At 64.1% G+C, this 19,844-nt stretch carries 20 protein-coding genes and 3 tRNA genes; 12 read left to right on the top strand and 11 right to left on the bottom strand.

The window, feature by feature from the left end; genetic code table 11:
* Window positions 1–2: 2 nt before the first annotated feature.
* The 4 genes from ACKFR8_RS10735 to ACKFR8_RS10720 all read right to left on the bottom strand — a co-directional run bounded on the left by ACKFR8_RS10735 (window position 3) and on the right by ACKFR8_RS10720 (window position 1,739).
* A tRNA-Met gene (locus tag ACKFR8_RS10735) sits at window positions 3–74 on the bottom strand.
* A gap of 34 nt (window positions 75–108) precedes the next feature.
* A tRNA-Thr gene (locus ACKFR8_RS10730) sits at window positions 109–184 on the bottom strand.
* A 393-nt stretch (window positions 185–577) separates the two neighbouring features.
* Window positions 578–659: transfer RNA gene (locus ACKFR8_RS10725), tRNA-Tyr, on the bottom strand.
* 75 nt (window positions 660–734) lie between these two features.
* Entirely contained in the window at window positions 735–1,739 is a 1,005-nt protein-coding gene (locus ACKFR8_RS10720; protein WP_408930039.1) for a polyprenyl synthetase family protein, read from the bottom strand.
* Between the two features lie 92 nt (window positions 1,740–1,831).
* On the opposite strand from ACKFR8_RS10720, the gene ACKFR8_RS10715 reads away from it, so the two are divergent.
* Window positions 1,832–3,076: a geranylgeranyl reductase family protein gene (locus tag ACKFR8_RS10715; protein WP_408930038.1), complete on the top strand. Its 1,245-nt coding sequence runs from the start codon at window positions 1,832–1,834 to the stop codon at window positions 3,074–3,076.
* 22 nt (window positions 3,077–3,098) lie between these two features.
* Here ACKFR8_RS10715 and ACKFR8_RS10710 read toward each other — a convergent pair whose 3' ends face one another.
* The 7 genes from ACKFR8_RS10710 to ACKFR8_RS10680 are packed head-to-tail and all read right to left on the bottom strand — an operon-like array spanning window position 3,099 to window position 11,128.
* Window positions 3,099–3,791, bottom strand: a complete 693-nt coding sequence (locus ACKFR8_RS10710; protein WP_296133713.1) for a demethylmenaquinone methyltransferase — start codon at window positions 3,789–3,791, stop codon at window positions 3,099–3,101.
* Window positions 3,792–3,802: 11 nt separating this feature from the next.
* Window positions 3,803–5,002 carry a glycosyltransferase family 4 protein gene (locus ACKFR8_RS10705; protein ID WP_296133715.1) on the bottom strand — a complete coding sequence of 400 codons (1,200 nt, stop codon included), beginning with the start codon at window positions 5,000–5,002 and terminating at the stop codon, window positions 3,803–3,805.
* 8 nt (window positions 5,003–5,010) lie between these two features.
* Window positions 5,011–5,454, bottom strand: a complete 444-nt coding sequence (locus ACKFR8_RS10700; protein ID WP_366780577.1) for a DUF3592 domain-containing protein — start codon at window positions 5,452–5,454, stop codon at window positions 5,011–5,013.
* A 1-nt stretch (window position 5,455) separates the two neighbouring features.
* On the bottom strand, window positions 5,456–7,105 hold the full coding sequence (gene menD / locus ACKFR8_RS10695) for a 2-succinyl-5-enolpyruvyl-6-hydroxy-3-cyclohexene-1-carboxylic-acid synthase (RefSeq protein WP_408930037.1): 1,650 nt from the start codon (window positions 7,103–7,105) through the stop codon (window positions 5,456–5,458).
* Window positions 7,098–7,703 (bottom strand): hypothetical protein, encoded by a 606-nt coding sequence (locus ACKFR8_RS10690; RefSeq protein WP_408930036.1) that lies wholly within the window; start codon window positions 7,701–7,703, stop codon window positions 7,098–7,100. Before ACKFR8_RS10690 ends, menD begins: the two co-directional genes overlap by 8 nt.
* Before the next feature lie 20 nt (window positions 7,704–7,723).
* A complete protein-coding gene (locus tag ACKFR8_RS10685) occupies window positions 7,724–10,060 on the bottom strand; it encodes an ATP-binding cassette domain-containing protein (protein ID WP_408930035.1) in 2,337 nt (778 codons plus the stop codon).
* A gap of 39 nt (window positions 10,061–10,099) precedes the next feature.
* Window positions 10,100–11,128 (bottom strand): o-succinylbenzoate synthase, encoded by a 1,029-nt coding sequence (locus ACKFR8_RS10680; RefSeq protein ID WP_296133750.1) that lies wholly within the window; start codon window positions 11,126–11,128, stop codon window positions 10,100–10,102.
* Window positions 11,129–11,214: 86 nt separating this feature from the next.
* Here ACKFR8_RS10680 and dcuC point away from each other — a divergent pair, with 86 nt between their 5' ends.
* From dcuC to ACKFR8_RS10625, 11 genes are all read left to right on the top strand, one after another.
* Entirely contained in the window at window positions 11,215–12,624 is a 1,410-nt protein-coding gene (gene dcuC / locus ACKFR8_RS10675; protein ID WP_296133722.1) for a C4-dicarboxylate transporter DcuC, read from the top strand.
* Between the two features lie 61 nt (window positions 12,625–12,685).
* Entirely contained in the window at window positions 12,686–13,315 is a 630-nt protein-coding gene (locus ACKFR8_RS10670) for a hypothetical protein (RefSeq protein ID WP_306507788.1), read from the top strand.
* Window positions 13,316–13,511: 196 nt separating this feature from the next.
* Complete coding sequence (locus ACKFR8_RS10665; RefSeq protein ID WP_306507789.1) at window positions 13,512–13,730, top strand: hypothetical protein; 219 nt, start codon at window positions 13,512–13,514, stop codon at window positions 13,728–13,730.
* Window positions 13,731–13,879: 149 nt separating this feature from the next.
* The gene (locus tag ACKFR8_RS10660) at window positions 13,880–14,341 is read left to right on the top strand and encodes a DIP1984 family protein (RefSeq protein ID WP_010189741.1); all 462 of its coding nucleotides are present in this window, start codon (window positions 13,880–13,882) and stop codon (window positions 14,339–14,341) included.
* 360 nt (window positions 14,342–14,701) lie between these two features.
* Window positions 14,702–15,682 (top strand): 1,4-dihydroxy-2-naphthoyl-CoA synthase, encoded by a 981-nt coding sequence (locus ACKFR8_RS10655; protein ID WP_408930034.1) that lies wholly within the window; start codon window positions 14,702–14,704, stop codon window positions 15,680–15,682.
* A gap of 15 nt (window positions 15,683–15,697) precedes the next feature.
* On the top strand, window positions 15,698–15,847 hold the full coding sequence (locus tag ACKFR8_RS10650) for a hypothetical protein (RefSeq protein ID WP_408930033.1): 150 nt from the start codon (window positions 15,698–15,700) through the stop codon (window positions 15,845–15,847).
* Window positions 15,848–15,938: 91 nt separating this feature from the next.
* On the top strand, window positions 15,939–16,127 hold the full coding sequence (locus tag ACKFR8_RS10645) for a hypothetical protein (RefSeq protein ID WP_250413306.1): 189 nt from the start codon (window positions 15,939–15,941) through the stop codon (window positions 16,125–16,127).
* A gap of 168 nt (window positions 16,128–16,295) precedes the next feature.
* Entirely contained in the window at window positions 16,296–17,462 is a 1,167-nt protein-coding gene (locus ACKFR8_RS10640) for a metal ABC transporter substrate-binding protein (RefSeq protein WP_297845648.1), read from the top strand.
* A 6-nt stretch (window positions 17,463–17,468) separates the two neighbouring features.
* Entirely contained in the window at window positions 17,469–18,155 is a 687-nt protein-coding gene (locus tag ACKFR8_RS10635) for a metal ABC transporter ATP-binding protein (protein ID WP_023020501.1), read from the top strand.
* Window positions 18,152–18,985 carry a metal ABC transporter permease gene (locus ACKFR8_RS10630; protein WP_023020500.1) on the top strand — a complete coding sequence of 278 codons (834 nt, stop codon included), beginning with the start codon at window positions 18,152–18,154 and terminating at the stop codon, window positions 18,983–18,985. The genes ACKFR8_RS10635 and ACKFR8_RS10630 overlap by 4 nt, the downstream gene beginning before the upstream one ends.
* Window positions 18,985–19,812, top strand: a complete 828-nt coding sequence (locus ACKFR8_RS10625; RefSeq protein WP_023020499.1) for a metal ABC transporter permease — start codon at window positions 18,985–18,987, stop codon at window positions 19,810–19,812. The genes ACKFR8_RS10630 and ACKFR8_RS10625 overlap by 1 nt, the downstream gene beginning before the upstream one ends.
* Window positions 19,813–19,844 lie beyond the last annotated feature (32 nt).

The following is a 19,844-nucleotide window of genomic DNA, read 5'->3' as shown; positions in this document are numbered from 1 at the left end:
GGTAGCGATGGCGAGAATTGAACTCGCGACACAGCGATTATGAGTCGCTTGCTCTACCACTGAGCTACACCGCCATATTCATTTTCCCAAACTGGGTGGAAACATGAATGGAGCCCCCTGACAGAATCGAACTGTCGACCTTTTCCTTACCATGGAAACGCTCTGCCGACTGAGCTAAGGGGGCACAGCCTCTTTGAGTAACGGAGTATCTCCGCTGTGCTCTCGTTGAAGCCTTGAAAAGATTAACCCGAAACGCTTAAACAACACAAATCGCCAGCACAACACACGTTTTCGACCCCTATAGAACGCGTGTAACGCACTACCCTTCCACCAGCCCCTCACCGAAGGCCCAGAAGGTGGCAGCGGCCCGGCATACGCCGCAAATCCACACGACATGTCCCTTAAGCCTCGCTGTCGTTCACGGCAACTAAGGGCGAAAAATTTCGAATTTCTGGCCGCTATTTGCCGTGAACGTCGGGGCATGCTTGGTAGCCCACCCCTAACCCCCTCGGAGGCCAAAGCTCGCAGACGCGAAAAATCCCGCAGACACTGCGTGGTGTCTGCGGGATTCATTCTGTGCCAGGTAGAAGATTCGAACTTCTGAAGGCAATGCCGGCGGATTTACAGTCCGCTCCCTTTGGCCGCTCGGGCAACCTGGCATGCACTATCAAGTGCGGTTATGTACTTTACTACGAAGCCCCGCCCGCCATGCAAATCGGCAGGCAGGAGGCCATTTAGCCCACGCGCTGGATGGTGTAGTCCGCCAGTTGGCGCAGCGCTTCGCTCGCGGTGCACTCCGGGAGAATGGAGAGCTGGTCTTCGACGACGCGGAGGTACGCGTTCACGTCGGCAAGCGCCTTGTCCCTGCCCCCAGACTTCCAGAGCAGGTCGATGGCACGCTGGACCGAAGCATCGTCAGTTAAGGGGCCCGTGAGCAGCTCGCGGAGCTCGTCACCGACCTCTCCCTCTTCCTCCAGGGCGTAGAGCACGGGGAGGGTAAACACGCCCTCCCGCAGGTCGGTGCCCGGGGTCTTTCCGGAGTCCTTGGGATCAGAGAAGATGTCAATGATGTCATCCACAATCTGGAAGATCATGCCCACCGCGGAGCCGATCTGGCGCAGCGCCTCGCACTGCTCCGGACCTGCCCCCGAGTGGTAAGCACCCAGGTAGCCGGCGGAAGCAATGAGCACCGCGGTCTTCTCCCGGATGACGGCCGTGTAGTGCTCCACGGCGTTGGCCTCCCCCGCGCCGATGGTCTCTCGCATCTGGCCGGTAACGAGCTCCTCAAAGGTCTCCGCAAAGTGTCCCACCGTGTGGGTATCCAGCTCACCCATCAGACGGGAGGCGTGCGCCAACAGGGCGTCACCGGCCAGGATGGCTACGGAGTTGGACCAACGGAAGTTCGCGGACTCCACGCCGCGGCGCCGCTCGGCCTCATCCATGACATCGTCGTGGTACAGCGTGGCCACGTGGACCATTTCCACGACAGTGGCGGCTTTCACGACCTCCGGCGCCTGGGGGCGCTTGCCAAACTCGGAGGCCAGCAGCGCCATCATCGGCCGGAAACGCTTGCCACCGGCGTGTGAGAGGTGGCTTACCTTGTCCTTGAGGAAGTCCGGCCCGCGGTCGATCTCCGTGCGCAGCTTCTCCTCAACGGCAGCCATTCCGGCGTTAATACGCTCGGTGAGCTGCGCATCACCCAAGTCCACATGCGTGGCGTGAGTCTGGCCGTGTGACATTAAACGCGTTCCTTTAACTCAAAAATCGTATTATTTACATACCGTAACCCATAGCACGGACCTGAACACACTCAAGGCAGCTATCCCGTGCAATGATAGTGGCCATGCCGGAGCAGTTCGATTCCATCCTTGCAGACGTCGCCATCGTTGGCGCTGGTCCCGCCGGTGCCGCCGCAGCCATCCACGCCGCGCGGGCCGGTCACGATACGCTGCTGATCGATTCCGCCCCCTTCCCCCGCGATAAGACCTGCGGCGACGGCCTCACCCCGCGCGCCATGCACCAGCTGGACCTGCTGGGCGTCGACGTCAACGCCACCTACCGCAACCGCGGGCTGAAGCTCCACGGCTTCGGCGGCACCGTCACCGCGCCCTGGCCGGCCACCTACCCCAGCCAGGTGGGCACGGCCCTGCCGCGCTACCAGTTCGACGCATTACTGGTTGACGCCGCCCGGGACGCCGGCGCCCGGCTCATCACCGGGATGGCCACCGCACCGGAGCTCGACGGAAACCGGCTGACCTCCTTCGTCGTAGACAAGCAGCGCGTCACCGCCCGCTGGGTCATCGTGGCCGACGGCGTACGCTCCACCTTTGGCAAGCAACTGGGCCGCACCTGGCACCGCGAAGAGGTCTACGGCATCGCCGCCCGCGCCTACGCCAAGTCCCCGCACGCTAGCGAGACCTGGATGCATTCCCACGTGGAGCTCAAGGACCCGGACGGGGTGGTGCAGCCGGGCTATGGCTGGATCTTCCCCCTCGGGGAGCAGGGCGGCGTCAACATCGGCCTCGGCGCCTTGTCCACGCAGTCTCGTCCCGCCCACCTCAACACCAAGAAGGCGTTGCGCTTCTACGCCGAGCAGCAGCGCGCGGAGTGGGGGCTGGGCCAGCTTTCCGACGTCTCCTCGGCCCTCCTCCCCATGGGCGGTGCCGTCTCCGGCGTGGCGGGCGCGAACTGGATGCTCATCGGTGACGCCGCGGCGTGCGTCAACCCGCTCAACGGTGAGGGCATTGACTACGGCCTCGAGACCGCTGCCCTGGCGGTGGAGATGCTCGGCTCCAAGGACTTCACGCTGGCCTGGCCGGACCGTCTGCGCGCTGAGTACGGCGAGGCCTTCCTTCTCGCCCGCACCGCAGCGCGGCTTCTGACCTACCCCCAGTTCCTGCCGCTGGCCGGCCCGCTTGCCATGCGCGGCCCAGTGGGGCGCTTGCTCATGCCGGCCGCCGCCCGGCTCATGGGCAACCTCATCACCGAAGAAGACAAGGACCTCGTGGCCCGCGCCTGGCGCCTGGCCGGCGGTACGGTCACGCGCCTGCGCCGCGATACCCCGCTCTGGGCCTAGAGCACTCCCCTAATTCGCCGCCTTAGTCTGCAGGCTTGATCGCGGAGTGCAGCGCCACGATGCCGCAGGTGAGGTTGCGCCACCCTGCCTGCGACCAGCCGTTGCGGTTGATGGCCGCGGCCAGCTCGTGCTGCTCCGGCCAGGCGCGGATGGACTCCGCCAGGTAGATGTAGGCCTCCGGGTTGGAGGAGACCACCTTCGCAATCGGCGGCAGCAGGCGGGTGAGGTACTCCTTGTACACCGTGCCGAATACCGGGATGACCGGCTTAGAAAACTCCGCCACCGCGAGCCGCCCGCCGGGCTTGGTCACGCGCGCCATCTCCCGCAACCCCAGCTCAAAGTCGTGGATGTTGCGCAAGCCGTAGGAGATGGTGACGGCATCGAAGGTGTTATCCGCAAACGGCAGGCGCATGCCATCGCCGGCCACCTTGGGCACGTCACGGTCCTCACCCGCGGCGAGCATGCCGCGCGAAAAGTCGCACGCCACGCACCATGCGCCGGACTTGGCCAGCTCCACCGTGGACACCGCGGTTCCGGCGGCGAGGTCTAGAACCTTCTCCCCCGGCTGGAGGTTGAGCCGCTCACGGGTCAGGCGGCGCCAGCGTGCGTCCTGCCCAAAGGACAGCACCGTGTTGGTGATGTCGTAGTTCTTGCCCACCGCGTCAAACATGCGCGCGACATCGAAGGGCTTTTTATCCAGATCTGCCTTAGACACAAGCGCCTAGTCTAGGCCACGCGCGCGCCCAGGGCGCGAGCGGCCCAGCGCGGCAGCTCCGGGCGCTGGCCAAAGATCGTCAGCGGCACCTCGCGAACGCCCTCCAGCACCTCCTCGTAGTAACCCATGAGCTGCTCACACAGGGCCGGCCAGGTCTTGGAAGCGATGGACTGGCGGGCGTTGTCCCGCAGCTCCTGGTGCACCTCCGGGTTGAGCAGCGCATCGACGGCGTTGGGGAGGTCCTCCACAAACGTTGCGACGTCAAGCAGCAGGCCGTTGTAGCCCTCCTCAATGAGATCCACCGGACCGCCCGCGCGGGGGCCGATGGTGGGCACGCCGGAGGCCTGCGCCTCCTGGATGGCCTGGCAGAAGGTCTCAAACTCTCCCGCGTGGACGAAGATGTCCAGCGAGGCGTAGGCCGCCGCCAGTTCTTCGCCGCCCAACGAGCCGGTGAAGAACGCGTTGGGCAGCTGCGCCTCCAGCAGGGGGCGCTCCGGGCCATCGCCCACGATGACCAGCTGGATATCCTCGCGGTCATTGAGCGCGGTGAGGCGGTGCACGCCCTTCTCTGCGGCCAGGCGCCCTACAAAGCCCACGATGTGCTTGCGGCCGGTGGGATCCCACTGGCGGCGCAGCGCAGCAGAGCGCTTCGACGGGTGGAAACGCTGCGAGTCGACGCCGCGACCCCAGTGGCGCACGTTCTTAATGTGATGCTTCTCCAAGTCAGCGATGGTCAGCGACGACGGCGCCAACGTCATCTGGCACGCGTTGTGGATGGTGCGCAGCCACTCCCAGACCCCGTAGGCCAGCGCGGAGGCGTGGTACTTGGTGGCGAATCCCGCCACGTCCGTCTGGTAGAGCGCCACCGCCGGGATGCGTAGCTGGCGCGCGGAGAAAGCACCGGCCGCGCCCAGCACGAAGGGGCTGGCCAGGTGGATGATGTCCGGCTTGAACTCCCGCAGCGCCTCATCCACGGCCGAAGTTGGCACGCCCACCGGCAGCGAATCCACCAGCGGGACGCGCACGGTGGGAACGCGGATGATGCTAAACCCCAGGTAATCAGGAATCTCTTCCTGGCCGTCACGGGCACCGGGGGCGACCACGATGGCCTCGTGACCGTGCTCGTGCAGGTACTCCAGGACACGCAGCACCGAGTTGGTCACACCGTTGACGTTGGGGAGGAAGGATTCCGCGACGATGGCTACACGCATAGCGCCTATCATTCCTTGTCTTCGTGGGCTGTTGGTAACACCTTCGCAAAATTTCGGTTAATTTTCCCGCTCCCCCACCAGGCAGCGCCCGCGATGACCGTGGCGACGACCGCGGAGGACAGCGCCGGAATGATGGACAAGGTCCACTCGCGGCCCTCCACCTTCACCAGGTCCGGGTTGGTGGTGGCGTAGAGGACCCAGACCTGCTGGCCCTCGCCCAGTCCCGTGGGATAGAGCAGGCCGGTAGTCGGCGTGTGATAGATGCCCTCGGAGTCCTGGAAATCCACGAAGGTGCGCAGGCGCCCGACGTCCGTGACGGTGGCTAGCGCGCGGGCCTGGTGAGCATTGATGGTCCGATCGTTGAGGTACGGGCCGATGACCATGCCGGCCATGCCCACCAGCGCCGCCGCGTAGAGCACCAGGATGAGCTGGCGCACGCGCCGCTGCGACACCTTAGTGGCCCACCTTGGCGTTGAGGGCTTCCTGCAGCGCGCGCCGCGACGCACGGGTGGTGCGTGCCTCCACCACGGTGATGCCGGTGGAGAATTCCTTGAGTTCTGCCAGGATGTCCAGCAGTTCCTGCGGCGAGTTGGCCTCGCGATGCTCGGCCCCGCAGGCCTCCGCGAGCTGGGCCACGTTCACGCCGTGCGGCGTGCCGAATGCCCGCTCAAACGCGGGGCGGAAAGCCTCCCCGCCCTGCTCCAGCGTTTCAAAAATGCCGCCGCCATTGTCATTGGCCACGACGATGGTGAGGTTCTCCGGCCGCGGATTGTCCTCCGGCAGGATGAGGGAGGTGGCATCGTGCAGGAAGGTGACATCCCCCAGCAGCGCCACAGTGCGCGGGGCGCGGGGCGCTGCGGCCTCGCGGGACTGGGTAGCCAGGGCAACGCCGATGGCCTGGGCAATGGTGCCGTCGATGCCGGCGGCCCCGCGCGGGGAGTAGGTCTCCACTCCGTCGAAGGGCAGGCCGATGAGCGATGCATCCCGCACCGGGTTAGACGCGCCCAAGACCAGCACGTCGCCCACGGCGAGGGTATCCCCTACCGCGGCGGCCACGTGCAGGCCGGTAAAGCCCAGGTCGGACCCGTCCTCGCCGGCGAGCACCTCGCGCACGCCGTCGGCCGCCATCTGCGCTGCGCCATCGCAGATCTTCATCCATTCTGCGGTGGGTGCACCGCTGGTCTTGACCGTGGTGCCCAGCTGCGCGGACTCGCCGCGCGGGTTGGTGAAGTCCGCGGTGCGGGACAGGCAGATGAGGTCAATGTCAGGATCACTGAGCAGCGCCAGCACCCCGCGGTGCAGGGTGGGATGGCCGACGACGATGACCTGCTCCACCTTGGTGTTGACCACGTAGTCGTTCGCGGAGACCTGCGCGCGGCGGAAGATGTGCGCTGCCGCCGGATGCACCGGGTGATACGGCGCCGGCGCGGTGGGTTCCGCGATGGTCGGCACGTCCTCGAGCCCCTCGACCTCCCAGGCCTCATCGCCGGCTACCACCAGCGTGTTCCGGGTCAGGTCCACGGCCGCCTCGCCGTGGTTGGACCAGCGCGGCGTGCGGGCGCGGTGCTGGGTGTGATCGGCGGGCTCGCCGGGCAGCGTATCGCCCACCAGGGGCACGTCGAGCGCCACGTTGATGTGCACCTGCCGGTCAGCCAGGAAGCGCTCGGCCACGAAGGGGATGTCAGAAATCTGGGTGACCTGGGTGGTCTCGGCATAGACACCGAAGAGCCCGGGTTGCTCGATGGTCTGCGAGGCTCCCGTGCCCACCAGGCGGGCGGGACGGTCCGCGCTGATAACGGCAAGCTGAGTGTGCGAGTAGTGCGCCTCCACCATCGCCGGCAGGGCGTTGGCCACCGCGGTTCCGGAGGTCATCACTACGCCGACGTGGCGGTGCTGCACGCGCGCCATGCCGAGCGCGGCGAAGGCGGCGGAACGCTCGTCCAGGCGGGTGTGGACGCGTATGTCGTTGCGCGCCAGCAATGCCAAGGCCAGCGGCGCGTTGCGCGAGCCTGGGCACAGCACGATGTCCGTCATGTGCCGGGAAAGCTGCGCCGCCAGCGACTGGGCCAGCTGCATCGCATCGGTGGTCTCGGAGCTAGGCATTATCGCCGCCTTCCGGGTCGAGGCCACTGAGGAGATCGTTGAGGAGGCTATCGAGCTCCTCGCCACCCTGATCCAGCTGGTCCTGGAGCTCCGGCGGGATATCCGTGGGTAGCTCGCTGGGGAGCTCAGTCGGAATCTCGTCCTGCGGGGCATCCTCGGTGGTGGTCACCGTGGTGGGAACCTCCGTGGTCACGGTCTGGGTCTGGGTCACCGGCTCGGGGGCGGGCTTGTTGGCGTCCGCCGCTGCGCCCCGCCACAGGAAGAAGAGCACGGCAGCGACGACGACGGCGATGGCCGCAATCGCTGCGAAGACATACGCCAGGGCGCCGCCGCCCTTCTTCTCTTCTTCTACCTGGTAGCTCGACGGCACCGGGTCATACTGCGGCTGCTGTCCGTAGCCGGCGGCCTGCCCGTAGCCGGCACCGCCCTGGCCCGCCGGTGTGCTCTGCGCTCCGGGCTCCGGGAAGTACTGCTGGGGCCGCTGTTGGCGCTGTTCGGGCGCTCCGAACTGGCGGGTCTCGTTGTCACCGGTGACGCGACCAAACTGGCGCGTCTCGTTATCGCCGTTGCGGCCGTAATTGCCATTGTTGTAGGTCATGAGCCTTACCTTATCGTGCCTTAGCGTGCATGAGCGCCCGCGAGTACCCGGCCCGTCGGGGTCTCACCCTGGGCCACGTCTCCCGGCGCGCCGTCTGCCACCACCTGGCCACCTTCGGCGCCGGAGCCTGGCCCCATCTCGATAACGCGGTCCGCGCCGGCGATCAGGTGCACGTCATGGTCCACGGTGATGACGGTGTGGGAGGCATCCACGAGCGAGTGCAGCTCCTTAATGAGCAGATCGATATCCGCCGGGTGGAGGCCCGTGGTCGGCTCATCCAGCAGGTAGACGGTGTGGCCGCGGCGCGAGTTGCGGGAGCGCTGCAGCTCCGTGGCCAGCTTGATGCGCTGTGCCTCGCCGCCGGAAAGCTCCGGGGCGCCTTGGCCTAGGCGTAGGTAGCCCAGCCCCACGGCGTCGAGAGTCTGCACCGCGTGGAGAATCGCCGGTTCGTCGGCGAAGACCTCGAGGGCCTCTTCCACGGTGAGGTCCAGGACATCCGCGATGGTGCGGCCCTGCCAGCGGATGGACAGGGTCTCATCGTTGTAGCGCTGGCCGTGGCAATCCGGGCACTGCGTGTAGGAACCGGGAAGGAAGACAAGCTCGACCTCGATCTGGCCGGCGCCACCACACGTAGGACACTGCCCCTGCTTCACGTTGTAGGAAAAACGCGAGACGGTCCACTTCTTTTTCTTGGCCTCCGGTGTGGCGGCGAAGAGCTTGCGTACGTTATCGAAGAGGTTGGTGTAGGTCGCCACCGTGGAGCGCGGGGTGCGGCCGATGGGCTTTTGGGTAATGGAGACCACGCGCTTGACCTCCTTGGGGCTGTCCTCCCCCGTGAGCAGATTGTTCACCGCGCCCAGCAAGGTGGACTTGCCGGAGCCGGACACACCGGTCAGGACCGTGAACTGGCCTAGCCCCAGGTCCACGTCAAGGCCGTCGATGTTGTGGGACTGCACGCCGCGCAGTGCGAGGCTGCCGTGGGCTGGGCGGGGCTCGGCGTTGGGTTCCGGGTGCGGGCGGGAAAGGGCGCGGGCCGTCGGGGTGTCATCGTTATAGTCCCCGACCGGGCCGGAATAGACCACCTGGCCGCCGCGCTCACCAGCGAGCGGGCCCACATCCACCAGCCAGTCCGCCTCTTTGACCAGGTTCATGTCGTGCTCCACTAGCAGTACCGAGTTGCCCTCCTCAATGAAGCGGCGGCAAATATCGAGCACTGCTCCGCGCTCCGCCGGGTGGAGGCCCGCGGAGGGCTCATCGAGCACGTAGGTCACGCCGAAGAGGCCGGAGCGCAGCTGCGCGGCCAGGCGCAGTCGCTGCACCTCGCCGGCGGACAGCGTCTCGGTGGGACGGTCCAGGCTCAGGTGGCCCAGACCCAGCTCCAGGGCCGATTCCAGCGCAGGGCGAATGGCCTTGAGCAGCAGGTCCTCGGCATCGTTCGGCTGCGGGCTGCGGGAGTTAAGGCGCTCCAGGGCGGAGTCCAGCGGGAGGTTATTGAATTCGTCGATAGGCAGCCCGGCGTAGGTCACCTTGAGCGCGCGCGGGTTGAGGCGACGACCGTCACACGTGGTGCACTCATGAGATTCCATGAAGCTGAGCGCACGGGCGCGCAACGTGTCCGACTTCGTCTCCGCGTAGGTCTTGCGCAGGTAGGACGCCACGGAACGCCACGTGCCCTCGTAGTTGCGCTGGATCTGGTCCGCGCCGCGGTGCGGCTTCACGGTGACCACCGGGCGTTCCTCGGTAAAGAGGATCCAGTCACGGTCCTTCTGCGGCAGGTCCTGCCACGGGGAGTCCAGGTCGTAGCCCAGCTCCTCCAGAATGTCGTGGAAGTTCTTTCCCGCCCAGGCGCCCGGCCAGGCGGCGATGGCGCCATCCTCAATGCTCAAGGTGGGGTCCGGGACCATGGAGGCTTCCGTCGGCTCGTGCACAACACCGGTGCCCTGGCACTCCGGGCACATGCCCTCCGGAGTATTGGGTGAGAAGGAATCGGAATAGAGCCCCTCGGGGTTATCGCCGCAGCGGGAGTAGAGCAGGCGCACCGAGTTGGAGATGGCGGAAATCGTACCCACCGTGGAGCGCGCGCCGCCTGCCGATGCCGACTGCTGTAGCGCAACCGTCGGCGGCAGCCCGTCGATGCCCCCGACCTGTGGGTCCACCGCGGAAGCGATGAGGCGGCGGGCGAAGGGGGCGACGGATTCGAGGTAGCGACGCTGACCTTCGCCGTGGATGGTGCCGAACGCCAGCGAGGACTTGCCGGAGCCGGACACGCCCGTCACGGCCACGAGCTCGCCGCGGGGGATGTCCACATCGACATTGCGGAGGTTGTGCAGGTGGGCGTCTCTCACAGAAATGGTCATGTCAACCAGCGTACGCGGCTGCCCGGACACGGGCCGCTATCAGGAGTTTTGGAGGTATGGCCAGCACTGCCGCACGCGCTCAAACCACCAGTCGCGACGATCTGCCGGGGCTGCCAGCGCGCTCAGGCGCTCCGGTTCGGGGGCAAGGGGGTGGGCGCGCAGGAAGCCGTCGACAAGCTCGCGTGGCGCGGTGACGTCTTCTTTAAACAGTGACCCCGTGGCCAGGCCAGCCGCGGCTGGAGTGACGTCAATATCCTCGTCATCATAAATTTGCGGCAACGCGGCCACGGCAGCCAAGCCCATTGAGATACCCACCGACGTATCCAGCGCGGAGGCCACCGTGATGTCCATGTGGCGCTCCCGCAGGTGCGTGGCCACCTCCAGCACGCGCCGCACGCCGCCCAGCGGCGCGGGTTTGACCACCGCGACATCTGCTGCCTGCAGCTGCGCCACCCGGTAGGGGTCACTGGCCTTCCGGATGGACTCATCGGCCGCCACACGGACGAAAAGCCCGGCGCGCATGAGCTGGCGGCGCACTTCCGCTAGCTCCTCCACGCTCTTACAGGGCTGCTCCATGTAGTCCAACGGCATGAGCTCCTTCGCCGCGTTCACGGCCTCCTCCACGCTCCAGCCGCCGTTGGCATCCACGCGCAGGACCGGCACGCGGCCTTGGGCCTCGATATGGGCGCGCACGGCGCGAACGCGTGCAACGTCGTCCGCCAGTGTCTGCCCCTTCTCCGCCACCTTGATCTTGAAGGTGCGGCAGCCCGGGTAGCGCGCCATGACCTCCGGCACCTGCTTCGCAGGCACGGCCGGGATGGTGCCGTTGACCTCGACCCATTCGCGCACGGGCTCCGGGAAGCCCTCGAAGGCGGCCTCGATGCCGGCCGCCAACCAGCGCGCGGATTCCGCCGGACCGTACTCCAGAAAGGGGGCGAACTCGCCCCAGCCCGCAGGGCCTTCAATAAGCAGCGCTTCTCGCGTCGTAATGCCACGGAACCGCACGGCGAGGGGGAGGGAGACCACGTGGGCGCGGTCAAGAAGATCATCAATCTGCATGCTTTTCATCATAACCGTGGGCTCTAATGCGACAGAACTATTGCATGATGCTAGGTTAAAAAGGTAATTGGTTATAACCAGAAGAAGGACCAAATATGCTCTATCTTCTCATCGCGCTGCTCGCCATCGCCGCCGTTGTCTATCTCATCTACAAGAAGGTCAACGCCGCGGCCTCCATCTTCGCCGTCGGCGTAGTCCTGCTCATGCTCGCCGCGCTCACCGGCCGCGCGGAGTTCCGCACCACAGAAATTGAAGCAACCGGCAATGCTTTCTACGACCAACTCCTGGTGGTCGACGCCCTGTTCAAGTCCCGCTTCTCCGGCATCGGCATGGCCATCATGGTGCTCTTCGGCTTCGTGTCCTACATGCGCCACATCGGCGCGGACGCCAAGACCGTGGTGATTCTTTCCGCCCCGCTCAAGCGCTTTAGAGGTTCCTACTGGCTCGTGCCGGTGGGCTTCATTTTGGGCACTTTGCTCTCGCTCGTTATCCCTTCTGCTGCAGCGCTCTCCCTCCTGCTGGTCGCCACGCTCCTCCCAGCACTCATCGCCGCCGGCCTCACCCCACTGACCGTCGGCGCCATCGTGGTGACGTCTTCCACCATCGTCCCTACTCCGCTGGAAGCCGGCCTCATTCAAGGCGCGGATCTGACGAACATGACGCCGACTGAGTTCGTCTACGGCGCCGTCGCCCACGCCACCGTTCCTACCCTGCTCATCACCGCCTTCGTCCACATGTGGTGGCAGCGTCGCTGCGACAAGGCGGATGAGCGCAAGGCCCTCAATTCCGGCGACGTTACCGCGGAGTCCTTAAGCGATAAGGCCACCGAGGAAGCCATCGCGCGCGCCGCCTCCCTGCCGGGCTTCTACGCCATCCTGCCGCTCATGCCGCTGCTGCTCATCATTGTCTCCGCCATCCTCAAGCAGCTGGGCGTCATCCCCTTTGAGGGCGGCATCTTGCCGGTGACCGTGGTGTCCCTGTTCATCGCGATGATCATCGAGTCCATCCGCAACCGCACCGTCACCGGCGCGGTGGACTCCATGGCCACCTTCTTCAAGGGCATGGGCGAGGGCGCCGCCGGCGTGGTGGCTCTGCTCGTCGCCGCCGCCGTCTTGGTGGAGGGCATTACCCAGATGGGCGTTATCGACATGCTCATCAGCGCCACCGAGGGCTCCTCCGGCGCGGCCGTCATCATTGTCCTCATCTTCGTAGCCGCCACCGCCGCCATGGCTGCCCTCACCGGCTCCGGTACCGCCCCCTACTTCGCCTTCTCGGAGGTCGTACCCAACCTGGCCGCTGAGACCTCCATCCACGCCCCGCAGATGCTCACCGCTATTTGGGGTACCTCCAACCTCATGCGCCAGGTCTCCCCCGTCAACGCCGCGGTCCTCATCGTCTCCGGCGCCATCAAGGTCAACCCCATCCAGCTGGTCAAGCGCACGGCCGTGCCGATGATTGCGGCCACCGTGCTCAACACGCTGTTCGCGTTCATGTTTATTGGGTAACGCTCCCCGTTTGTACAGTCAGCGCCCCTGATTTCTGCCCCGGGGCGCTAGGCTGCACCCCATGCGATTCACCTCTACTCTTTCCGTTCTCGTTGCCGCCGGTCTTGCCTTGAGCGCCTGCGGCGATGCCTCCGATACCACCGCCGCACCGGCGAATGAGCCTTCCATTAACGCCCAGGTGCCCTCCGCCGCCACCACGACTACGGAAGCGGCAGCTACAGAGACCTCCGAAAGCTCCGACGACCGCGGCCCCGCGCCGACGCTTGACGACGCCCCATCAGACGCCCACTCCACGCAAGAAGGCGCCGACGGCAACACGAACCCCAATCCGGGCGGCCACTCCATCAACGTAGGCCAAATCGGCGGCGAGTGCGGCTACACGAACCAGGGCGACAGGATTCACGCAGGCAAGAACACCTCCTGTGAATTCGCCGCCGCTATGTTTGACGAGGCCATCAAGCACACCTTCACCTGGTCGCAGGGCAGCCCCACCGTGAATGGCTCCTACAACACCCGCATTTCTGCCGTGAGCCCGGCAACCAAACAAACCTACGACCTGCGTTGCGCCATGGGCTCCGATACCCGGACCTTCTATTGCGGTATCGACGGCGACAATTCCGTGTACGCAAGCTTTGAGGACGCCAACAACTGGACGTGGACCGACCGGCTGTCTACCGAAGGTCAGCCGTAGCGGACCGCGCATCGCGGTAGCTTACGGAGGCTAGTTGGACAAGCGTAGGGAGCAACCACGCGAGACCCACATAGCAATCGCATAGGCACCCCAGCTCCCCGGGCGCTTTGGGGGGTCTCCTCTATTTTTTGGGTGCTCAAACGGTTGTTCAACCTAACTTCGTGAGATTAAATTCCTTAGAAGAAGGGAGGCCACGATGACATCGGCAATTCGCTTAACCAACAATGAGGAACTCAAACTTCGTAAAAAAGAACTGACCAACCAGCTCACTAACGCCTATTCAGCCATTGAAGGCGAACCCATCACTCGCCGCGATTTGCGTGATTTAGCCTCCATGGGCTGCCTCTCATTGGAAGAACGCCGCCTGTACGACGAGCTCCGCCGCATCGAGATGCTGCTCGACTTAGATGAGTAGCGCTGAGGTACATATCGATCAAATAAGACCCCAGATCATCGAAGTTTCGGGGCACTATTTGTTAAAACCGTCACGACCGCACGGCGAAGCCTCCTGTCTGCCGTACAATTGCCCAGACAATCAATCCCATTAAGGGTTAAGGAGGAACCATGCTACTGGCTGAAGCCTTGGCCGAGCGTGCCCAGGCGCAGGAGCGCCTCAACTCGCTGAGTGACCGCCTCGCGGCGACGGTCCGCATTCAGGAAGGCGATGAACCGGATGAAAATCCGACCGATCTCCTCCGCGAACTCGAGGGCGTGACCAAGCGCATCGATGAGCTCGTCATCGCCATCAACGCCACGAACACGGCCACCGCGTTCGACGATGAGATCACGCTCATGGAAGCGCTGGCGCTGCGTGATGGTCTGCTACGCAAGCGCCGCATCTACCAGGGACTGGCAGAGCGTGCGGGTGCGCGCCACGACCGTTACTCCCGCTCAGAGATCAAGTTCGTGGCCACGGTGCCCGTGCCGAAGTTGCGCGAGCGCGCCGACGATCTGGCCCGCCAGTACCGCGAGCTGGATACCCGCATCCAGCAGCTGAACTGGAATACGGAACTGATAACTAAATAAGGTCTGCCGCTAGTTGTGCCGCATTCTTGCGGCACGTCATGTCGTTCGACATGTAGTCATGTCGCGCGCCACGCGCGCGACGGTAGCCCACACCCTTCGCAGCGAGCGCAACCCTTACTGGGCAGGGAAAAGTCCAGTGCTTCTCAGGCGCCTTCGTAGCGCAAGAAGGCAGGGAGGTTCGATTCCGTCCCACTGTATGGTGTACCGCGCTGGTACGGAGTACACGTGCACATTGACGGGGCATACCCCGCAGTATTGCGTATTGTTTTACAACCGCCGCGCTGGGCGGAGAGTGTGGGTGAGGGTTGGGAATGGGGACTATACTTCCGGCGCACTGCTTTCCAATTAAGCTGGTGTGCCATGAGCGAGCAGAAGAACTACAGCACCGATAACCCTTTCAAGCCGGAGCTCTGGCAGCCCGTCAAGGGCTTTGAGGATCTCACGGATATCACCTATCACCGACTTAACAGTGACGGTCCAAAGCCACAGCGTAAGGATGGCACCGTCCGCATCGCCTTCGACCGCCCTGAGGTGCGCAATGCGTTTCGCCCGCACACGGTAGATGAGCTTTACCGCGCGCTGGACCACGCGCGCCGCACCCCGGATGTAGGAACAGTACTTCTCACCGGCAACGGGCCTTCCCAGAAGGACGGCGGCTGGGCGTTTTGCTCCGGCGGTGACCAGCGCATCCGCGGCCGCTCCGGGTATCGCTATGCCACGGAGCATGCGCATGATGACGCGACTGCCGACGAATCCACTGTCGACACCGCCCGCGAGAAGGTTGAGGGCGGCCGCCTGCATATCTTGGAGGTCCAGCGCCTCATCCGCACCATGCCCAAGGTGGTCATCGCCGTGGTCAACGGTTGGGCCGCCGGCGGCGGGCACTCCCTGCACGTGGTGTGCGATATGACCATCGCCTCCCGCCAGGAAGCACGCTTCAAGCAGACCGACGCCGACGTCGGTTCCTTCGACGCCGGCTATGGCTCGGCCTACTTGGCCAAGATGGTGGGCCAAAAGTACGCCCGCGAGATCTTCTTCTTGGGCCGCACCTATGACGCGCAGCGCATGTACGAGATCGGTGCGGTCAATGAGGTTGTCGATCACGCCGATCTGGAGGACGCCGCAATCCAGATGGGCCGCGAAATCAACGGCAAGTCCCCAACAGCCCAGCGCATGCTGAAGTTCGCTTTCAACCTGACCGATGACGGCCTCATGGGCCAGCAAGTCTTCGCCGGCGAGGCGACCCGCCTGGCGTACATGACCGACGAGGCCGTCGAGGGCAAAGAAGCATTCCTCGAAAAGCGCGACCCGCAGTGGGAGCAGTTCCCGTATTACTACTAGCCAGGAGTTAGCACGATGTGGATTTTCGCCATCGGCTTGGCCACACTTGCACTGGCGGGCGTCATCGTCTCGCGAGTGTGGATGCTCAAGCGTATCAAGGATGCGCAGGACAGCGGGGAGCGTCCCTTCGCTCAGGAGGACACCCCGCGCAATCCATACATGTAGCGGAGTAAATGGCGTGGGACGCCCTCGGACCGGAGTGAGACATCTCAAGCAATTGTGGACATGCCCATAGTTAATACTTAAAGTGTCGAACATGAAACTCTGCAACTCATTCGTCATGCTCGCAGCACGCGTCGCCCTGGGCGTAATTCTCATCGCCCAGGGCTGGCAAAGGTTCTCCGAATGGACCGTCGCCGTCGCGGGCCTGATGCTCGCCGCCGGCCCCGGCATGCACTCCCTGGACCAGCTTCTCTTCAGCAAGAAGACAAAAGTAGCCAACTAAGGCCACCGCTTCCCAACCTCTCACTTCATCCATTGAAGTGAGAGGATTTTTTAAGTTTAGCAGCTCAAGAAGGAGATAGGACTACCTAAGTTCACGGTATTGAACAATTCAGTTCAAGGGTGCTAGTGTTTGTTGAGTTCGCTTCTCACAATGCAAAGGAAGTTCATTATGAGCTCAAATCACAGCACCCCACGCCGGCCCCTACAGCGCATTCTCGCAGGCACCTGTGCCCTAGCACTCGGCGCCAGCCTCGCCGCTTGCAGCGCCTCGAAAGAATCCACCGACGCTGCAAAGCCGAAGGACGGCGACACCGTCAAGGCCGTGGCCACGACTACCCAGATCTGCGACTACCTCACCCAGGTAGCCGCCGGCGGCGTCAAGCTCCACAAGGTCGACTCCCAGGGTGCGGAGACCAACTCCGGCGAGGGTCCAGTGACCCTCGACCTCACCTGTTTGCTCGCCCCCAACGCCAGCGCCCACGAGCACGAGATGACCCCACAGCAGATGCAGGCGCTCTCCCAGGCCGACTACATGTTCGTTAACGGAGTCGACCTCGAGCACTTCCTCGACCAAGCCGTGGACTCCTCCGGCTTCCACGGCGTCATGGCCGTGACCTCGGGCGTCAAGAGCGAAGGTATGGGCGATGGCAACGGCAAGTACACCATCGACGAGGGCATCGAACACGTGAGCCCGCGCCCGTGGCCTTTCCCGGGGGAGGACGGCGAGGCCCCAGAATTCAAGTACGACCCGCACGTGTGGACCTCCCCGAAGCAGGCCAAGATTCAGGTCGACAACATCGTCAACACGTTGTCCCAGGCCTCCCCGCAGGCCAAGGACGCCTTCACCGCCGCCGGCAAGAAGTACACCGACCAGCTGGAGGACCTCGACAAGTGGGCCAGCGATTCCATGTCCGCAGTTCCTGAGCAAGACCGCGTGCTCTTCTCTTCCCACGACGCCTTCGGCTACTTCTCTAACGAGTATGGCGTGAAATTCATCGGCTCCGCACTGTCTGACTTCAACCACCAGCAGGACGCCACCTCGAGCCACATCGATGAGCAGGTAAAGAAGGTCCGCGAGTCCGGCGCCAAGGCCATCTTTGCGGAGAATTCCAACAACTCGAAGTCCATCGAGGCCATCGCCCGCGCCGCAGGCGTCAAGGCGGTTACATCCGACGACGCTTTGTACGGCGACTCGCTAGGTGTGCCAGGCAGTGAGGGCGAGACCTACATCGGATCCATCGTCCACAACATCAACACCCTGGTCAGCGCCTGGGACTCCAAGCAGCAACCGTTGCCAGAATCGCTGCAGGAATTCGACTTCGCCAAGCGCAAGTAGCTCTTTATGTCTTCCCCATTAGTCACTCTGCACAATGCCACCTGCGGCTATGGCGCCCGGGATATCCTCACCGACGTTGACCTTGAGATCCGCGCGGGCGAGGCCGTGGCGCTCCTAGGTTCCAACGGCGCGGGCAAATCTACCCTGCTCAAGGCAATCACTGGCCTGGCTGCCTTGCGCGGCATGGCCACCATCGACGCCTCGCTCGGATACGTCCCGCAGTACCAAGACTCCGACCTGAGCTTTCCCGTCACGGCTTACAAGGTCGTGGAAATGGGCCTTTTGCCCTCAGTGAGCTGGTGGCACAGGTGCACGAGCATGCGTAGCTACCGCGACTGCGTACTCAATGCCCTGCGACAAGTGGGGATGGAGCACCTCGCCGAGACGCGGTTTGGCCAGCTCTCGGGTGGGCAACGCCAGCGCGTGCTCATCGCGCGCGCGTTGGTTTCGGCCCCGGAGCTGGTGCTTCTCGACGAACCCTTCAACGGGCTTGATCAAGAAAGTCGCCGAATCCTGATTCAGATCATTGCGGATCTCAAGGAAGCAGGAATCGCCCTGCTCGTCTCCACTCACGACCCCATCTTGGCGCAGCACACCTGCGACTGGGCGGCGTTTGTGATCGACGGCAAGGTCCGCACCATGGGAACCGAGGAAGCAGTGGAAACCTATATGGAGCAAGGCGCGCGACTGTGATAGAGCAGATTCTCTTCGCCCCGTACCTGCGCAATGCTTTCCTCTTCCTGCTGTGCCTATCGATTGCGGGAGCTGCCATTAGCGTCCTCGTTAATCTCCGCCGCATGGAATTTACGGTGGAAGCCCTCGTGCACTCGGTTTTTCCGGGCATCGTGGTAGGGCTCATCGTGGGCGGCATCCCGGGCATCGTGCCGGGTGCGGCCGCGGTGGCCACGGTGACGGTGCTGGTGCTGGCTTCTCTGGGTTCTGGGCAGGGCCAGTCAGCGCAGAAGCTGGATATGGAAGCCGGAACGGCCGTGGTGCTGACCTTTATGTACGGCATCGGCGTGGTCATCAGTTTGGCCTATGGCGACAAGTCCGGGCAGCTGGAGGCCCTCATGTTTGGCCGGCTTCTCGACGTCACGCAGTCCAGGCTGGCAACCTCCGTCACGCTCTGCGTGATTGCGGCACTACTCATCCTGACAACCTGGCGCATGCAGATTCTCGTCGCTTTCGATACCACAGCGGCCCGCGCCATGGGCATCAACGTGGCGGCTTATGAGCTCATTGCGAATATCGCGGTTGGCCTAATCGTGGTGGCGGCTAGCTCGGCAGTGGGTGTGTTGCTGGTTATCGGTTTTATTGTCATTCCAGGCCTCTCGGCGCGCTTGATCGCAGGATCCCCGCGCAGCATGTGCTTCTGGGCTGCGGGTTTGTCCACGCTGGCAGTGGTGGTGGGATTTGCCATCATGCTGTCCCAAACCACGCACCAGATTTCGCCGCAGGCAATCGTCAGCTTGATGCTGGTTGCCACCGTGCCGCTAGCGGGCTTGAAGGGGGTATTTAGCTAATGGGACTGTCTCATCTTGATCCAGAGATCCTGCGGATGCCCCTCCTTGAGGCCATCGCTGTGGGATGTTTATCTGGCTTAGTTGGAACCTTGATGGTCATGGGCAAGCGCGTCTTTTTCGCTGAGAGCCTGTCGCACGGAATCTTCCCCGGCGCGGTGCTCGGTGTAGTAGTGGCCAACCTTCTGAGCTTGGATCTCTCCACGGGTTTGATGGTGGGGGCGGCACTGTTCTGCCTGCCTTTGGCCTGGCTTATGCGGTGGTTGAGTACCGTCGAGGGCATTTCTTCGACCGCTGCCGCCGGCGTGACGCTCACCTTGGGATTTTCCCTGGGCATCTTGTTGCTGCGCTGGTTCCAACCGCTACCTATCCACGTGGATAGCTTTCTCGTGGGCTCGCTGACCACTGTCAATGCGCAGGATGTCTGGTTTGTCGGCGCCCTGGTGGTGGTCAGCCTTGGCGTGCTGGTGGCATTTCGCCGGACGTTAGTCTCCTTCTACTTCGACCAGACGTCCTTCCGCGCACAAGGCGGAAAGCCCGGCCGCTATGACTTGCTTACCCTCACGCTTATCAGCGTGACCATGGTGGTGGTGATTCCCGCAGTGGGCACTATCTTGTCCCTGGCGCTGCTGGTAGCCCCGGCGGCGGCGTTGCAGCCGTGGATCAAGCGCCCGACCCAGCTCATGCTCGGTGCCGGTATCGCGGGCATTGCGCTGGCATGCGGCGGGCTCTGGCTGGCGGCCGCACTCAGTTTGTCGGCGGGCGGCTGCATCGCGGTGCTGGCGGGTGTGTTCTATTTGCTCAGCATGGGGCTGCGCGCCTTGCTCTAAACGCCCGGCGCGCCGCCTCCCGGGACGAGCGA

This window comes from Corynebacterium axilliensis, from assembly GCF_046097495.1.
Lineage (GTDB): Bacteria > Actinomycetota > Actinomycetes > Mycobacteriales > Mycobacteriaceae > Corynebacterium.
Note: the sequence above shows the minus strand (reverse complement) of the source record. Positions and strands in the feature narration are given on the sequence as shown.